Source organism: Pyruvatibacter mobilis, assembly GCF_012848855.1.
Classification (GTDB): Bacteria; Pseudomonadota; Alphaproteobacteria; order CGMCC-115125; family CGMCC-115125; genus Pyruvatibacter; species Pyruvatibacter mobilis.
Genome location: NZ_CP051630.1, coordinates 848,161 through 863,790 on the forward strand (window position 1 = coordinate 848,161; position 15,630 = coordinate 863,790).

Annotated in this window: 14 protein-coding genes; 5 read left to right on the forward strand and 9 right to left on the reverse strand. The window is 63.4% G+C overall.

Translation table 11 applies throughout. The annotated features are described in order from the left end of the window. Positions 1-173 precede the first annotated feature (173 nt). The 3 genes from HG718_RS03920 (at position 174) to HG718_RS03930 (ending at position 5,060) form a co-directional block, all read left to right on the forward strand. Positions 174-1,565 (forward strand): flagellar hook protein FlgE, encoded by a 1,392-nt coding sequence (locus HG718_RS03920; protein ID WP_160588555.1) that lies wholly within the window; start codon positions 174-176, stop codon positions 1,563-1,565. Between the two features lie 98 nt (positions 1,566-1,663). Further along, positions 1,664-3,544 (forward strand): flagellar hook-associated protein FlgK, encoded by a 1,881-nt coding sequence (gene flgK / locus HG718_RS03925; RefSeq protein WP_027839901.1) that lies wholly within the window; start codon positions 1,664-1,666, stop codon positions 3,542-3,544. A 22-nt stretch (positions 3,545-3,566) separates the two neighbouring features. Then, complete coding sequence (locus HG718_RS03930; RefSeq protein ID WP_160588554.1) at positions 3,567-5,060, forward strand: flagellin N-terminal helical domain-containing protein; 1,494 nt, start codon at positions 3,567-3,569, stop codon at positions 5,058-5,060. A gap of 134 nt (positions 5,061-5,194) precedes the next feature. Here HG718_RS03930 and flaF read toward each other — a convergent pair whose 3' ends face one another. The 9 genes from flaF to HG718_RS03975 form a co-directional block, all read right to left on the reverse strand. After that, positions 5,195-5,563, reverse strand: coding sequence for a flagellar biosynthesis regulator FlaF (flaF, locus tag HG718_RS03935; protein ID WP_027839899.1), 369 nt, complete (start codon positions 5,561-5,563; stop codon positions 5,195-5,197). Then, positions 5,526-5,939, reverse strand: a complete 414-nt coding sequence (gene flbT / locus HG718_RS03940; protein ID WP_027839898.1) for a flagellar biosynthesis repressor FlbT — start codon at positions 5,937-5,939, stop codon at positions 5,526-5,528. Before flbT ends, flaF begins: the two co-directional genes overlap by 38 nt. A 321-nt stretch (positions 5,940-6,260) precedes the next feature. Next, positions 6,261-7,400 carry a flagellin N-terminal helical domain-containing protein gene (locus HG718_RS03945; RefSeq protein WP_027839897.1) on the reverse strand — a complete coding sequence of 380 codons (1,140 nt, stop codon included), beginning with the start codon at positions 7,398-7,400 and terminating at the stop codon, positions 6,261-6,263. A 224-nt stretch (positions 7,401-7,624) separates the two neighbouring features. Further along, the gene (locus HG718_RS03950; RefSeq protein ID WP_027839895.1) at positions 7,625-8,761 is read right to left on the reverse strand and encodes a flagellin N-terminal helical domain-containing protein; all 1,137 of its coding nucleotides are present in this window, start codon (positions 8,759-8,761) and stop codon (positions 7,625-7,627) included. Positions 8,762-9,143: 382 nt separating this feature from the next. Next, a complete protein-coding gene (locus tag HG718_RS03955) occupies positions 9,144-11,291 on the reverse strand; it encodes a tetratricopeptide repeat protein (RefSeq protein ID WP_160588553.1) in 2,148 nt (715 codons plus the stop codon). Positions 11,292-11,435: 144 nt separating this feature from the next. After that, positions 11,436-11,840, reverse strand: a complete 405-nt coding sequence (locus tag HG718_RS03960) for a flagellar protein FlaG (protein ID WP_160588552.1) — start codon at positions 11,838-11,840, stop codon at positions 11,436-11,438. A gap of 216 nt (positions 11,841-12,056) precedes the next feature. Then, entirely contained in the window at positions 12,057-12,530 is a 474-nt protein-coding gene (locus HG718_RS03965; protein ID WP_160588551.1) for a hypothetical protein, read from the reverse strand. Positions 12,531-12,534: 4 nt separating this feature from the next. Then, the gene (locus HG718_RS03970; protein WP_205345704.1) at positions 12,535-12,948 is read right to left on the reverse strand and encodes a rod-binding protein; all 414 of its coding nucleotides are present in this window, start codon (positions 12,946-12,948) and stop codon (positions 12,535-12,537) included. Beyond that, on the reverse strand, positions 12,948-14,102 hold the full coding sequence (locus HG718_RS03975; protein ID WP_160588550.1) for a flagellar basal body P-ring protein FlgI: 1,155 nt from the start codon (positions 14,100-14,102) through the stop codon (positions 12,948-12,950). Before HG718_RS03975 ends, HG718_RS03970 begins: the two co-directional genes overlap by 1 nt. A 311-nt stretch (positions 14,103-14,413) precedes the next feature. On the opposite strand from HG718_RS03975, the gene HG718_RS03980 reads away from it, so the two are divergent. Both HG718_RS03980 and dksA read left to right on the forward strand, forming a co-directional pair. Continuing rightward, positions 14,414-14,851 (forward strand): flagellar assembly protein FliX, encoded by a 438-nt coding sequence (locus HG718_RS03980; protein ID WP_160588549.1) that lies wholly within the window; start codon positions 14,414-14,416, stop codon positions 14,849-14,851. Positions 14,852-15,053: 202 nt separating this feature from the next. Next, positions 15,054-15,509: an RNA polymerase-binding protein DksA gene (gene dksA, locus HG718_RS03985; protein WP_192928136.1), complete on the forward strand. Its 456-nt coding sequence runs from the start codon at positions 15,054-15,056 to the stop codon at positions 15,507-15,509. The last annotated feature ends 121 nt before the right edge of the window (positions 15,510-15,630 follow it).

Here is a 15,630-nt window from a genome sequence, read left to right on the forward strand (position 1 = left end):
GGCAAAAGCTGCCGGGAGCGGCAATAAGTGCTCGCAACCAGGCTGCGCGCGATCTTCTAAGGCATTGAAAATGCACGGGAAAGCCTCTGGCCCGGGGCTTGCTCATAGGGAGGCGAGTTCATTTGTGCCCGCGCCTGAGCGGGTATCCCGTGTCAGTCCTCTGGAGGATCCCGATGACCATCTTCGGTGCCATGACCACCGCCGTGACCGGCCTCAAGGCCAATTCGAAGGCGCTGGGCCATATCTCTGACAATATCGCCAACTCGCAGACCATCGGCTTCAAGCGGACGGAAACGAATTTCAAGGACCTGGTGACGTTCTCCACGTCGCGCAACCATGCCCCGGGCACGGTGCTGGCGGAGGCCCGCTTCACCAATACGGTGCAGGGTGCGCTGGAAGCCGCCCAGGTGCCAACGCACATGGCGATCAATGGCGACGGCTATTTCATGGTGTCCGAGCGCGTGGCGACGCTGGACAACCGGCCGGTGTTCAACGAGATCGACTACTACACCCGCCGCGGTGACTTCGAGGTCGACCGCTTCGGCTACCTGGTGAACGGATCGGGCTATTACCTCCAGGGCCTGGCCATCAACCCGGTGACCGGCAACAAGCTGGGTGACGTGCCGGACCGCATCCAGATCACCAACGATTTCATTTCCGCCAAGCAGACGACGACGCTGGATTACACGGCCAACCTGCCGTCCTTCCCGAAGACCGTTACTGCGGATGCCGCGGTGGCCAACTCGGAACTGATGCTGGACGCGACCTTCACCAATGATCCGACGACATTCGGTGGTGACGGCTTCGTGCAGGCGCAGGACGAGCAGTTGTTCCTCGACCGCTCGCTCGCCGGCGGTGCCATCACCATGTACGACTCGATCGGCAATCCGGTGAACGTGGAACTCCGCTGGTCGAAGGTGAACAACACGGCCAACGGCGCCGGGCAGGGTGCCGGCTCGGAGACCTGGAACCTGTTCTACCGTACCAGCACCACGGCCACGGGCGCGGCTGCCAAGTGGAACAATGTGGGCCAGAACTACACCTTCAACTCCTCCGGTGTGGCCACGCCGCCCATCACCTCCACGACCGTCACCAACCTGACGGTGGATGGCATCAACCTGGGCAACATCACCGTCAATCACGGCTCCAACCAGATTTCGCAGTTCGCGGATTCCAACGGCTCCGTCTCGGTGAAGGATATTGAGCAGGACGGCTTTGCTTCCGGCGCGCTGGCCTCCATTGCCGTGTCGGACAATGGCCGCGTGGTGGGGACCTATACCAACGGCAAGCAGCTGGACCTGGCGGAAGTGACGCTGGTGAAGTTCAACGCCGACAACAAGCTGCGCAAGCTTGATGGCGGTGCGTGGGCTGCGACGCAGGATTCGGGCGAGGCCATCCAGGGCGCGTCCGGCCAGATCGTGGCGGAAGCGCGCGAGACTTCCAACGTGGATATTGCGGACGAGTTCTCGAAGCTGATCGTCACCCAGCAGGCCTATTCCGCGACGACCCGCATCGTGACGACCTCGGACGAGCTGGTCCAGGAAACGCTCAACATGAAGCGGTAATCCGCTTGCCGGCGGCGGGCTGACCTAACAGCCCGCCGGACGGCGCTTCACTCGGTTTCACCCGCACAGTTCATCGCACCAAGAACACAGCAGTTACCATGTCTCTCACCACAGCGCTCCATGCCGCCGTATCGGGTCTCAAGGCCAACCAGGCCTCTGTGGACCTCACGTCGCGCAACATCGCCAATGCGACGACGGAAGGCTACACGCGCAAGGTGTCGAGCCAGTCGAACGCGCTGGTGGCGGGCGAGGGCATTGGTGTGTCGGTTCGGGCCGCGGTGCGCGAAGTGGACAATTACCTGCTGGGGCAGCTCAACCGCTCCAGCGGTGTCAGCGCCAAGCTGGATGTGCGGCAGGAATTCCTGACGCGGGTCGATCAGCTGTTCGGCACGCCGGACGGTGAGACCTCCATCGCCTCCTATATCAACCGTCTCGGCACGTCGATCCAGGATCTGGCGACGACGCCGGAATCCACGGTGACGCGTGAAGCGGCGCTGGCGGCGGCCGATGAGGCAGCCATCGAGCTCAACCGCCTGTCGGATGAGATCCAGCAGATGCGCCGCGAAGCAGAGCGCCGCCTGTCGGACGCCGTGGCGGAGGCCAATGCGGCCCTGTCGAAGATCCACGACATCAACCTCAAGATCTCGGCCAACCAGGCAGGCTCAGTCGCTGACCTGCAGGATGAGCGCGACAAGGCGGTGGCGGAGCTGTCCAAGCTGATGGACATCCGCACCATCGAGCGCGACGGCGGCCGCATTTCCGTGTTCACCACCGGCGGTAACCTGCTGCTGGACACGGAGCCGACGGTACTGAGCTTCGACGAGCATCCGACGCTGGGGCCGTCCTCGCTGTACAATTCCGATCCGGCGCTGCGCGACGTGGGCACCATCACGCTGCAGGTGGGTAACTCCGCGCCGATCGACCTTTTGCGGGACGGCACGATCCGCGAAGGCAAGATTGCCGGTCTCATCGAGCTGCGCGATGAGCGGCTGGTGCAGGCGCAGGCGCAGCTCGACGAGATTGCCCACAACCTCGCCAAGTCGCTGTCGGAAACGACGGTGGCGTCCACGGCCCATGCGGGCCCGCCGGCGGGTTTCGACATTGATGTGGCGTCGCTGCAGAACGGCGACAGCATCAACCTGACCTATACCGAAACGCCCGCAGGCACGCAGCGCCAGGTGACCATCATCCGTGTGGATGATCCGGCCTCGCTGCCGCTGGACAACACGGTGACGCCGAATCCGGGTGACCAGGTCATCGGTGTGGCGTGGGGGACGGGTGCGGGTGACTTTGCCACCAACCTTGACGCAGCCCTGGCGGCCGCGGGCATCAATGTGGATGCCTCCAACCCGGCCGGTACGACGGTGCGCATCGTCGATGACGGGGCAGGCGCCACGACCGATATTGCCGCCGTCAGCGCGACGGTGACGGCAACCGGGCTGACCGGCCAGGGCACGGCGCTGCCGCTGTTCGTGGACGGCCGCAACGCGCAGCTTGCCTACACAGCCTCTCAGGACGGTGCGACGCAGAAGGTGGGCTTTGCCAGCCGCATCGCGCTCAATGCCGCCGTGCGGGCCGACCCCTCGTCGCTGGTTGTCTATTCGACGACGCCGGCAACGGATACGGGCGATCCCACCCGGCCGTCGGACCTGCTGGAGCGCCTGACCGGCACGGCGCGGGCCTTTGACCCGGCGACCGGCATTGGCGGGACGACCCAGCCGTTCTCAGGCGGGGTGGATGAGTTTGCGCGCCGCATCGTCTCGTTCCAGGCGAACGAGCTGGTGCTGGCGAACCGGGCGGTGGACAGCCAGAAGGTTGTGCAGCTCGGCCTTGAGGAAAAGCAGCAGAACACGTCCGGCGTGTCGATCGACACGGAAATGGCGCAGCTCCTGGTGCTGCAGAATGCTTATGCCGCCAATGCGCGGGTGATGTCGGCGGTGCAGGAGATGATGGATCTCCTCTCGACCATCCTTCGCTAGGTGACGGGTAGGGAATAGAACAATGCAGGTGCCTTCGCTCCTCCAGTCTCTGACCACGACGAACCAGATCAACACCATGCGCGCGCAGCTCACGGATCTGCAGACGCAGCTTGCCACCGGCAAGAAGTCCCAGAGCCATGCGGGCCTTGGGGTGAATGCGGGGTTGGTGCTCGACCTGCGGGCCGAACTCAACGTGATGGATGCCTATATCCGCACCATCGACCAGACGCAGCTGCGCCTGACAACGGTGCAGCAGAGCCTGTCGCGCGTGGATGACATCGCCGCGGAAATGCGCACGGCATCGCTGACGTCAGGCTATGAAACCATCGACACCAAGCAGACGCAGCTTCAGTACACCGCCGCGGAGCGGCTGGAGGAAGTGCTGGCGGTGCTCAACACTGATATCGGCGGGCGGCACCTGTTTGGCGGGGCCGCGACGCAGACGCAGCCGGTGGAAGTCTATGACACGGTCATCAATGGTGACGTGGGCCGGGCAGGCTTCAAGCAGATTGTCTCCGAACGCGCCCAGGCTGACCTGGGCTCGGACAATCGCGGGCGGCTGCAGATCCCTGTGCCGGCCGGTGATACGGTGACGGTGACCGAAGACAACGCGCCGCCCTTCGGCCTCAAATTCGATGCGGTGTCCACTGACCTCGCCAATGTGACGGCGGGTATTGCCGGGGCGCCGCAGGCCCTGTCCGTGCAGTTCGCAGCCCCGCTGCCGACCGACGGGCAGACAATCAACATCTCCTTCAACCTGCCTGACGGCACGAAGGAAACCCTGACGCTGAAGGCGATCACCACCGGCACGCCGAATGAAGGCAAGTTCCTGGTGGGGGCGGATGCCAATGCGACGGCGGCGAATTTCCAGTCGGCGCTGGCGCGGGACGTGGAAATCCTGGCGCAGACCTCGCTGAAGGGGGCGAGCGCCCAGCGGGCGGCGACCGAGTTCTTCGAGTATGATTCAGCGACGCCGCCGCAGCGTGTTGACGGCCCGCCTTTCGACACGGCAACCGGCCTGCGCGATGCCACCACCACGGATACGGTGTTTTGGTACAAGGGCGACAACACGACGACGCCGATCCGTGACAGCGCGACGGCGAAGATCGATGACGGCCGGATCATCAGCTACGCGACGCGGGCCGATGAGGGACCGACGCGGGACGTGGTGAAGACGCTGGCCGTGCTGGCGGCGCTGGAGTTCCCGGACGCAGACCCACTGTCGCAGCGTGCCTATGACGAGACCACGCAGCGCACAGGCAAGAAGTTTGCTTTCAACGGCACCACGTCGATTGCCGATTTGCGCACGCAGCTGGCACTGAAGGAAACCAGCCTGTCCAATACCAAGGACCGTCACGAGCGCACGATCAACGCTACGCAGGTGCTGCTTGCGGAGACGGAGAACGCCGACACCAACGAGGTGGGGGCGAAGATCCTGCAGCTGCAGAACCAGCTGACCGCCAGCTACCAGGTGACCTCGCTTGTCTCGCGGCTGACGCTGACGAACTACATCTAGGCGGCATCCAGGCGGCATCCGCCAGACGGGCCGTCCTGCCCAACAAGAAAGGCTCCCTCGCTGAGGGAGCCTTTTTCGTGTCCGGTGCTGTCCGTGGGCGAAGGGTGTGCCCCTTGCGGATACAACGCGGCCGCTCAGGCCGGCTTGGAATAGAGGCCGGCTGCGATTTCGCGGTTGATGTTGATGAGCACGTCCAGCTTCTCGGGTGCCGGGCTCGCCTGGACCGAGACCGTGTGCTTCATGACGAAGATGCCGAGATTGGCGATGTTCTGCTTGATCTGGTCGGGAAGGGGGTTGTCGTCACCCACAACAGAGGACGCGAAGATGCTCCAGAGCTTGCGGTTATAGGTCACCGCATCGCGGAATTTGTCACTACGCGGATCAAATGGCTCTTTCACCGCCTGGAGCTGCTTGGCGGCCTTGATAAGCAGATTGGCTTCGTGTTCACGCGGGTTAGAGACGACCCTAGCCGTCTGACCGTACGCCTGCGCCGGATTGTGCATTCGACATAAGCTCCTGCTCATATTCGATGAGCGATTTTGCTTCCTTCAGAGCTTTGTAGAACGCGCCGGTTAAGATTTGATTGTTCATACGCTCTATGTATTCGAGCGTGCTGGGGGCAGCCTGGATGATGTCGTTGGTGAGCTGGAAATAGAGCGAGTGCTGCTCGGACGGATCATTGCTCAGATACATCAGCTGGACGGCCAGGTAGAGCCGCTTGCAGGGGCTGTCGGCCTCCTCCGGGCGCATGATGTCCTTCTCGCGCAGGATGGGGGCTGAGCCCTCCACGAAGAGGCGGGTGCGCTGATCGTCATTGGTGATGACCGCATTGCCGAGGATGAAGCGTTCGCCGGGCTTGAGCTCGATCTTCAGCGCCATATGCGTTCTCCATGGTCGCGAGGGTGATCACATGCGTGGCCGTGCGGATGCGGTGCCGGATGAGCATCGGCCGCTGCCTTCCTGGCAGGCCATTGATTCGTGCGGATAAGTATAGGCGGTAAAACGGCTTTCCGGGACGTGGAAAGCGGCCCATGAATGCAAATCAAATCCACTCACGGGGCTTTGGGTGCCCCGGTGGCGCCTGGCATGGCTGCCGGGGCAGGGGCCAAAAGAAAAGAGGCGGTGCGTTCTGCACCGCCTCTCTCTTGTCGTTGAAACCAGATGGCGCCGCCGTTCCTGGCTTTGCCGCCTGTGGTCTGATTAGAACAGACGCAGGACGTTCTGGTCGGCCTGGGATGCCAGCGACAGGGTCGTGGTAGCCAGGGACTGACGGGTCTGAAGGGCCAGCAGGTTGGCGCCTTCGACGTTGGTGTCGGCCAGGGTGAGCTTGCCGGCACCGGTTTCGAGCGTGTTGATCAGGCTGTTGGTGAACGTCTGACGGTTCTCCACGATCGACAGGCTGTTACCGAAGGAAGACGACTGGCTGCGGAGCGTGCCGATAGCGGCGTCAAGCTCGGCAACAGCAGCTTCGATCGAGCTGTCGGAAGCGAAGTTCGACTTGGTCTGCTGCGAGATGTTCAGACCGCTGGAAGACGTGTCGAGCAGCTTGGACTTAATCGTCAGGCTGGACGTCTGGTCTTCGTTGAAGTTCACCGTCAGGTTGTTGTTTGCCTGAAGCAGGTTGACACCCTTGAAGGAGGCGTCACCGGCCAACTGGTCGATCTGCGTGCGCAGTTCGTTGAAGTCGGTCACGAAGGAGTTGCGGTTCACACCGTTGGTCTTCGTGCCGGACACGCCCAGATCGTTGGCGGTGGAGCCAGAGGCGTCGGTGATCTTCAGATCTTCACCATTGGTGGTTTCGATCTTGATCTTGCCTTCGCTGGTGATCGACGCCGTCACGTTGGTGACGCCGGCGATGGACGCAACGATGACGCTGAGGTCCTGCGTGGAGGTGGCGATGTTGATGGTCACGGCCGTGGCAGTGCCCACCTGGATGGTGAAGCTGTCGCCAGCGTCAATGCCGGTCACCTGGGAGGCGTGAGCCGTACCAGCGAAAGCATTGAGGGTCGAGGACGACACGTTGGCGCCCTTGATCTTCGTGGTCAGAGCCTGGTTGGCGGTCGACTTCAGGTTTTCGACGAGCGTGGTGATCGCCTTAATACCTTCGTCAGCAGCCTGCAGCGTATCAATCGCGATACCGATGTCGTCACCGAGGGTGGCGAGGTCGGATGCGCGGTTGTTGAGGCCCTGGGCCGTGAAGAACGAGGTCGGGTTGTCAATCGCGCCGTTCACCTTCAGGCCCGTCGACAGACGTTCCTGGGTCTTCGAAAGCAGGGAGGCGGTGGACTGGAGCGAGTTGAGGTTCGTACGCAGAGCGTTCGAGAGAGCAATTTCAGCCATTTGCTGATTTCCTTTCCTAGGAAAACTATGTCACTGACCCTCGTTCTGAGGTGTCGAGCGAAACTCTCGGCGAAAGGTCTTAAAGCGTCGTTACCCCAATCGTACACACACCGACCCCTTACAGCGCGGCACGGGGGGCATGTGGAAAAAACAGCGGAAAACAAAGAAAAAACGGCTGCAAAAAAATTGCAGCCGCTTCGATCTTTTTTGGCCGGAGGCTCTTTTTAGAAGAGCTGCAGCACGTTCTGGTCGGCCTGGGAAGCCAGCGACAGGGCGGTGGTGCCCAGGGACTGGCGGGTCTGCAGGGCCAGAAGGTTGGCGCCTTCCTCATTGGTGTCGGCCAAGGTGAGGTTGGCTGCACCGGTTTCCAGCGTGTTGACCAGGTTTTCGGTGAAGTCTTCCCGGGTCTGCACCACGGAGAGGTTGCCGCCGAAGGTGGAGGCAAGCTGCCGCAGATTGGCAATGGCCCCGTCCAGCTCATCGATGGCACCGCGGATATTGCCGTCGGTGGCCCAGCTCTTGGCGGTGATCTCGGAGATGCTCAGACCGTTGGTCGAGGTATCCACCAGCTTGGAATTGATGGTGAGGCTCGAGGTCTGGGATTCGTTGAAGAACACCGTCAGGTCGTTGTTGGCCTGGAGCAGGTTGACGCCCTGGTAAGAGGCGTCGGCCACCAACTGGTCCATCTGCGTGCGCAGCGCGTTGAAATCGCTCTCGAAGGAGTTGCGGTTGACGCCATTGGTGAAGGTGCCGGCAATGGCCAGGTCGTTGCCCGTGGAGCCGGAGACATCGGTGATCTGCAGGTCTTCGCCGTTGGTGGCTTCGATCTTCAGCTTGCCGTCCGAGGTCAGGTAGGCCGTCACATTGGCCACCGCGGCGATGGACGCGATGATTGCGCTCAGGGCCTGGGTGGAGTTGGCGATGTTGATGGTCACGGCAGCGGCGGTGCCCACCTGGATGGTGAAGCTGTCCTGCGCGTCGATGCCGGTGATCTGGGATGCGTTCTGCGTGGCGACCAGCCCGGTGGTGGTGCTGGAAACGGAACTCGGAATGATCTTCGCCGTCAGCGCCTGGGTGGCCGTGGCCTTGGCGTTTTCGATCAGCTTGATCACACCCTTGATGCCCTCGTCGGCTGCTTCCAGCGTCTGGACGGCACGGTCCATCGAGTCCAGCAGTGTGTTCAGGTCACGGGCCCGGTTGTTGAGACCCTGAGCGGTGAAGAACGATGTGGGATTGTCCACCGCCCCGTTGACCTTAAGGCCCGTCGCCAGACGGTTCTGGGTCTGATCCAGAAGTTTGGCGGTGTTCTGAATGCTCAGCAGGTTCGAACGGATACCTGCGGAAAGAACGACGTCACTCATATCTCATGCCCTCCTAGGACCAAATCCAGCGCCCTCATCCACGAGGGTAGTGTCCCAGTTCGTTACGCTGGATACTGCGCGTTAATGCTTAATCGCCCGTAAACAACTCCGCCTGCGGATCGCCATTTCGGGACAGCCGGGGAATAGCCCGTTGGCCCTGGAGATCCTTCAGCACGGTCGGGTGACCAGCACTTGGCCCTGTAAGAGCATGCGGCGTGCCAGTTTGAAATCTCAATAAAATCAAGGAGTTATGTGAATTCCGCCGAGGCCCACCCGGCAGTGATTGCCGTCAGCGGCAGAATTTGCCCGGCAGTTTGCAACCCAAACGCAAACGGGGCCGCCCAATGGGCAGCCCCGTGATGCAGGTAATAATCTGTGGATATCAGGTAAGTTCGCCGGCCTGATGCTTCCGGGCCAGGCCGATCACCTCGCGGGTGATCGTCTCCACGATGGGCTGCATGGTGGAGCCGGGCGGGCGGCTGAAGAAGACCGAAGAGGGGTACCAGGGGAAGCCGTCGGTGCCGAGCTGCATGGCGTGCAGGTAGTTGCCGTAGAACAGCACGGGCACGCCGAGGGCGCCGGACATGTCGGCGACGGAGGTGCCGGCCGACACGACGAGGTCACAGGCCTTGGTAAGGGCTGCCGCCTCGTCCAGTTCGTCCTTGAGATCGACACCTTCCATGAGATGCACCTTGAGGCCCGTGTCGCGCTCCAGCGCGGCGATTTCCTCGTCGGGCTCATGATATTGCAGGCTGATGCAGGTGATGCCGTCCGCAGCGATCAGCTCTGCCCAGTCGGCAAGCTCCGTATAGACCATGTCGCGGGAGACATTGCGGTGCATGGAGCGCCATGACAGGCCGATGCGGATGCCGTCGCCGGCCGCCTCGACCTTTTGGCGCCAATAGGCCACGCGCTCGGAGTCCGGCTTCAGATAGCCCTCATGCTGGGGAAATTTGTCCAGGGAGCGGCGCAGATGGACCGGCAGCTGGCCGGCGGGCGTGTGGTAGCGGAACTCGCGCGGGCCGACAAAGACCATGTCTTCCTTCGGCGTCTGTTCCGGCCGCACCGTCGCCTCGGGGAAGGAGCGCTGGTAGAGCGTGACCAGGCGCGGGTCCGTTTCGATGATGACGTGGCCGGCGCGGGCAATGAGATCCGGGTAACAGGAGGCAAAGCGCATGTCGTCGCCGATGCCCTGTTCCTTCCAGACCATGATCTGGTCGCCGGAGATGTCCTCGTTCTGCCAAAGGGTGGCGTCGATGAAGCGCTGGGGGCGGCGCATCTGGGCATTGAAGCCGTGGCCGTAGAGATCCCAGCCGTCCTCGATCTCGCCCTGGGCGAGCAGCAGGTGCGACAGGTTGGAGCCGACGCTGTGATATTCGGGATTGACGTTGAGCGCCCTGCGGTAGAGCTCCTTGGCCTGATCCCAGTGGCCGGCGCGCTGGAACACGACGGCGAGATTCAGATAGGTCTGCTCGACATCCGGGTTGATCCTGAGGGCGTCCATGCCCTCGGTGACCGCCTTGTCATACTCTTCAAGCTCGGTATAGACCGCGCACAGATTGGACCATGAGCGGGCCTCGCGCGGCTCCTGCACCTTCAGCTTCTCGTAATGGGCGATCGCCTCGTCGAACATTTCGAGGCGCTGATAGACGAAGGCCAGCTTGAGCAGGGCGTTGGAGTTTTCCGGCGCTTTTTCGTGCACGAACTGGAGGACGGGCAGGGCATCCTTGAAGCGCAGCATATTGGCCAGCGCGATGCCGAGCTTCAGCTTGGTCTCAACGTCGTCCGGATACTCTTCCAGCAGCTCATCAAGAATGGGAACCGCGTCCAGATTGCGGTCGCTGTCGATCAGCAGGCCGGCAAGCAGGGTGCGGCACTGGCGGTCCTTGGGTTCGATCTCGAGGGCGCGGCGCACCAGGATGATCGCGTCTTCGCGGTCCTCATTCTGGACACGGAGGATGGCGAGGTCGCGCAGGGCTTCGTGGGGGCGGGAGGCGCTTTCGGTAAGGCGCGCGATTTCTTCTTCGGCTTCCTCGCCGCGGTCGAGATCGAGCAGCAGCCCGGCGAGCGAGCGGCGCACGGAGGTGACGTCCGGCTTGAAGGTCAGCACCTGCCGGAGGGCGGTGACGGCTTCGGCCTTCTTGTCGAGCTTGATGAGCAGGTTGGCGCACAGCACCCAGCAATCCACGTCCTGGGGGATGAGTTCAATGGCCTGGCGGACAGCGAGGAGCGCTTCTTCATGCTGCTCCATCTCGTTGAGGCAGCGGGCCAGATTGTAATGGGCGGGGGCCATGGCCGCGTTTTGCTCGAGCGCCTGGCGCATGAGCTTTTCGGCCTGCTCGTAATTGCCGCGCTGGAGGTCGATGACACCGAGCAGGTGCAGGGCGTCGGCGTGATTGGGCGCTGCCTTGAGGACGCGCTTGTAGCCGCGGCGCGCCCGGTCGAGCTTGCCTTTCTGATGCTGTTCAACGGCGCGGTTGAAGTCTTCGGTGATGGTCTGCGCGTTGAGCTGCAGTGGTGAGCCGGCCATGAAGCACCCTCTGACGGATCGCGGGGGAAAGTCCCATGCGTCAGAAGTGGCAGATCGTGGTTACCGGCGTCTTAACACCTGGCGAGTCAGCGGACCGTCGCACGGTTTGCCGCACGGTTTGCCGGATGGTCCGCCGGGGCCGGATCAGGCGTTCTCGTCGACAGCGAGGCCGAGTTCTTCCCGCAGGCCGCGGATCAGCTTCTGCATTTCCTCGGTGGGGAATTCGATCACGGTTTCGCCGGTGAGCGTGCTGGTGCCGCGTACGACTTCGCGCTTGATGCTCTTGTCGTAGGTAATGTCGAAGCTGACATTGACCGGCAGCTTGCTCTCGAGCTCGGCAATGGCGCGGTCCAGCGCCTCGCGGTCGGAGTTGCGCTGTTGCGGCAGGGCCGACGCACCTGCCGGGCGGCGGGGCGTGTTGACGGCGGCTTCTGTCTTCTGAACAGGCGGAACGGCCCCCTGTCCGGTTGGGCCTGAAGCGGCCGGGACAGTGGCACCTGGTGAGGAGACGGCGATGTTGACAGGCTTCTGGCCTGAGATTGCGTCCATGGCGGCACCCATTTCTTGGGTCGCGCCCCCCGGGGTTGAGCGGAGTTCCCAGTCATCCGCCCTTCTGCACGTGCAGAAGTAGGCAAAATTTACCGGTGAGCCCGTTAAGGTCCGGCTAACATTTGGGGCGGGATTTCAGCGGCCGCTGCAAGGGTGCCTTAAGCATAAAGGCCGCGCGGTTCTCCGCGCGGCCGATAGGCTCTGAACGGTCTGTCGTCAGACGCGCTTGTCCAGCGCGATAGTGGCGGTGGCTGCCACGGGGCGGGCCTTGGCGGTGGACTTCGGCGCGTAGCCGATGGTCGGTGCGCGGGCCTCGCTGGCGGCGCGGGCGGCGGCCTTGACGATGCCCTCGGACACATCCTTGGCGGCACCCAGCAGCATGCGGTTTTCCTCCAGCTTGCCTTCCAGGCTCTGGACGGCGGCGCGGAGGCGGCCGCGGGTTTCATCCGAGGCTGCGTGCAGCTTGGCGGGATCAGCCTTGAGGGCGCGGGCGTGGCGGTCATAGTCCACGGCGATCTTGGTCTTTTCGGGGGCCAGTGCGCCGATATCCATCAGGCGGTTTTCAAGCGCCAGGGCGTTTTCCCGGGTGATGATCCGGTCCAGCGCCGTGGCGAGGGCGGCCATGTCATCCAGGAAGGTAACGGGCGGCTGCCACTGCTTCTGTTCCGGGCGGGGGTGCAGGCTGGGCATGGGACTACTCCTCAATCAGTGTTGCGGCAGGCTGGGTGGCGGCAGGGTGGGGCGCCGGGGCTGCCTCGGTGGCGGCGCGGGTGGCCATTTCCTGCTGCGCGAGCATGGAGCGATAGACATTGTCGGCGATGCCGATGCCGCCGGAGGCGGCGATGGTGTTGCCCATTTCGGACGCAAGCTGCGAGCGCCACATATCTTCTGCGTGGCCGCCGCCGAAGGGAGCTTCGGATTTGAGGCCGGAGAACATGGTCTGGGTCATCTGACCGATGAAGACCGCTTCGAACTCGCGGGCGACGCGCTGCATTTCCTGCTGCTGGGCAGAGGTGAGATTGCCGGGTGCCTTCGGCGTGGAGAGCATCTGGCCGGGGAGGCCCGCGATGCTGCCGGTGGCGACGGGGGCTGAGAGGGCGAAATCCATTACAGCACCTCCAGCTCGGCCTGCAGGGCACCGGCGGCGCGGATGGTCTGCAGGATGGAGATCATGTCGCGCGGGCCGACGCCGAGGGCGTTGAGGCCATCGACCAGGCTTTCCAGCGTCACGCCTTCGCGCAGCAGGCCGAGGCGGTTTTCGGCATCATCGTCAACGTCGATATTGGTGCGCGGCACGATGGCGGTCTGGCCCTGTTCGGCGAACGGGTTGGGCTGGCTGACCTGCGGTGTCTCGGTGACGCGGATCGTCAGGTTGCCCTGGGCGATGGCGACGGTGGAGACGCGCACATCCTTGCCCATGACGATGACGCCGGACGCTTCGTCGATGACCACCTTGGCGGGGCTGTCCGGGGAGACGCGCAGCTGCTCGATCTCGGTCAGCATGCTGACGACGGCGTTCTTGCCGTTGCGGGGAATGCTGAGCGCCACGGTGGACGGGTCGGTTGCGGTGGCGGTGTCGCCGCCGATGAAGGTGTTGATGACATTGGCCATGCGCTGGGCGGTGGTGAGATCCGGGTTGTGCAGCGACAGGCGGACGGTGCTGAGGTCATCCAGCGCAAAGGCGATCTCGCGCTCGATGATGGCCCCGTTGGGGATGCGGCCGGAGGTGGCGACACCGCGCTTGACGCTGGCGCCATCGCCCTCGGCGCTGAAGCCGGCAACAGCCACCGGGCCCTGGGCCACGGCATAGACTTCGCCGTCGGCACCCATTAGCGGGGTGACGAGAAGCGTGCCGCCGAGAAGCGACGTGGCATCGCCGAGGGTGGCGACGCTGATGTCCATGCGGCTGCCCTGCGCGCCGAAGGCAGGCAGGTTGCCGGTCACCATGACGGCGGCCACATTATCGGTGTTGAGATTGGCGTCACGGGTGTTGACGCCCAGACGCTCCAGCATGGCCTGCAGGCTCTGGCGGGTGAACGGCGCGTTGCGCAGGCTGTCGCCGGTGCCGTCGAGGCCGACCACGAGGCCGTAGCCCACAAGGTGGTTTTCGCGGATGCCTTCGACCGAGGCCAGATCCTTGATGCGGGAAGAGGCCTGCGCCGGGCCGGCCAGCAGGAAGACCGCAGCCAGAGAGGCAGCGACCAAAGCGGCGGGGACGGCCAGCAGGGCAGGGCGGAAGATTTTCAGGTCTGCGAACAGCATTCGGGTCTGGTGTCCGTTCTGTCGGCGGCCCTGTCGGGATCAGGCGGGCGCCGGAGATGGGTCTGTCTGGGCGGTACCTAGCGAAAGCCGTGCCATTCCGGCGGTTTTTCCAATGTGCTGAAAACAAAGGATAAATCCGCTGGGCGGTGGCGGTCCGGCTGCCTCAAGGGGGAGTTTGCTGCCGGGAGGGCGGCAATTTCTGCCCAATGTGGTGAATAGCGTTAAGCAGGCGTTAAGCAGTTTGGCGCAGCGTGCGGAATGAGGAATTGGCGGTGCGTCGCAGGGCGCGCCTGATTGGCAGGAGCCGAGCAATGAAGGTTGGTGGCGCCGGACGTGCGCAGGGACCAGCTAAGACGGGCGGGGCCGGCAAGGCCCGCCCGGGCAGCGGCGAGCGTTTCAGCATCGACAGCGCGGCGGAAACGGATGCCCCGCGCGGCAGCCATGCCGTTGGCGGTGTGGCCCCGGTCGACGCGCTGATCGCCCTGCAGGAAGTGGGCACCGCCACCGACGGCCGCAGCAAGGCCGTGGCGCGGGCCGAATCCATGCTCGATATTCTCGACGATCTCAAACTATCTCTGCTGGCCGGGGACATTCCCAAGCAGAAGCTGCAGCAGCTTCTGAAGCTGGTGGACCAGCGCCGTGATTCGCAGACGGAGTTCCAGGACCCGCGTCTGTCGCAGGTGCTGGACGAAATCGAGCTGCGCGCGCGCGTGGAGCTGGCGAAATATGAGCGCATCCTGACGGGCTGAAGCGGCTGAATTCTCAGCAAAAAGCCTTGCGCTTCGCGTGCCTCCATAGGGTGCGCGGCCGGGATGTCCACGCGAAATTATACAAATAATTCATGGGGTAAGCCGTTTGCGGCGTGTTGTGCGCGGGCGGCGCTCTCTATATATATGCGCGCCACACCGGATGCCCGTGACTGCTGAAAGCGTTTGGGGATGCTTTGGGGGTATGAGGCGGACATCCGGCACCTGTGAAGGGAGAACACTGGTGACCGCTGAGTTGACTGAAGATTACCGGCCGTCAGACGACGAGCCTTTCATGAATGACCGGCAGCGGGAGTATTTCCGCCGCAAGCTTCTGGAGTGGAAGGAAGACATCCTTCGCGAGACCCGGGAGACCATCAACAACCTGCAGGAAGACACGAGCCACCATCCGGACCTCACCGACCGGGCGTCGTCCGAGACGGAGCGGTCGCTGGAACTGCGGGCGCGTGACCGGCAGCGCAAGCTGATCAACAAGATCAACGCGGCGCTGAAGCGGATCGAGGATGGCACCTATGGCTATTGCGAGGAGACGGGGGAGCCGATCGGCCTGAAGCGCCTGGAAGCCCGTCCGATTGCCACCCTGTCGATCGAAGCCCAGGAGCGCCACGAGCGGCGTGAAAAGGTCTATCGGGACGAATAGGGCGGGGCGCTGCCTCACCACTGCCGCAACAACAAGAACGGCGCGCGAGTTCCCGAGCTCGCGCGCCGTTTTGTTTGCACCTCCTCCCATGCCGTGCGGCACGGGTCCCGATGGCGGTGCG

Bases quoted from the DNA above. Each gene is read 5' to 3' on its own strand.
- HG718_RS03920 (WP_160588555.1), top strand. From the start codon at position 174: ATGACCATCTTCGGTGCCATGACCACCGCCGTGACCGGCCTCAAGGCC.
- flgK (WP_027839901.1), top strand. From the start codon at position 1,664: ATGTCTCTCACCACAGCGCTCCATGCCGCCGTATCGGGTCTCAAGGCC.
- HG718_RS03930 (WP_160588554.1), top strand. From the start codon at position 3,567: ATGCAGGTGCCTTCGCTCCTCCAGTCTCTGACCACGACGAACCAGATC.
- flaF (WP_027839899.1), bottom strand. From the start codon at position 5,563: ATGCACAATCCGGCGCAGGCGTACGGTCAGACGGCTAGGGTCGTCTCT.
- flbT (WP_027839898.1), bottom strand. From the start codon at position 5,939: ATGGCGCTGAAGATCGAGCTCAAGCCCGGCGAACGCTTCATCCTCGGC.
- HG718_RS03945 (WP_027839897.1), bottom strand. From the start codon at position 7,400: ATGGCTGAAATTGCTCTCTCGAACGCTCTGCGTACGAACCTCAACTCG.
- HG718_RS03950 (WP_027839895.1), bottom strand. From the start codon at position 8,761: ATGAGTGACGTCGTTCTTTCCGCAGGTATCCGTTCGAACCTGCTGAGC.
- HG718_RS03955 (WP_160588553.1), bottom strand. From the start codon at position 11,291: ATGGCCGGCTCACCACTGCAGCTCAACGCGCAGACCATCACCGAAGAC.
- HG718_RS03960 (WP_160588552.1), bottom strand. From the start codon at position 11,840: ATGGACGCAATCTCAGGCCAGAAGCCTGTCAACATCGCCGTCTCCTCA.
- HG718_RS03965 (WP_160588551.1), bottom strand. From the start codon at position 12,530: ATGCCCAGCCTGCACCCCCGCCCGGAACAGAAGCAGTGGCAGCCGCCC.
- HG718_RS03970 (WP_205345704.1), bottom strand. From the start codon at position 12,948: ATGGATTTCGCCCTCTCAGCCCCCGTCGCCACCGGCAGCATCGCGGGC.
- HG718_RS03975 (WP_160588550.1), bottom strand. From the start codon at position 14,102: ATGCTGTTCGCAGACCTGAAAATCTTCCGCCCTGCCCTGCTGGCCGTC.
- HG718_RS03980 (WP_160588549.1), top strand. From the start codon at position 14,414: ATGAAGGTTGGTGGCGCCGGACGTGCGCAGGGACCAGCTAAGACGGGC.
- dksA (WP_192928136.1), top strand. From the start codon at position 15,054: ATGAGGCGGACATCCGGCACCTGTGAAGGGAGAACACTGGTGACCGCT.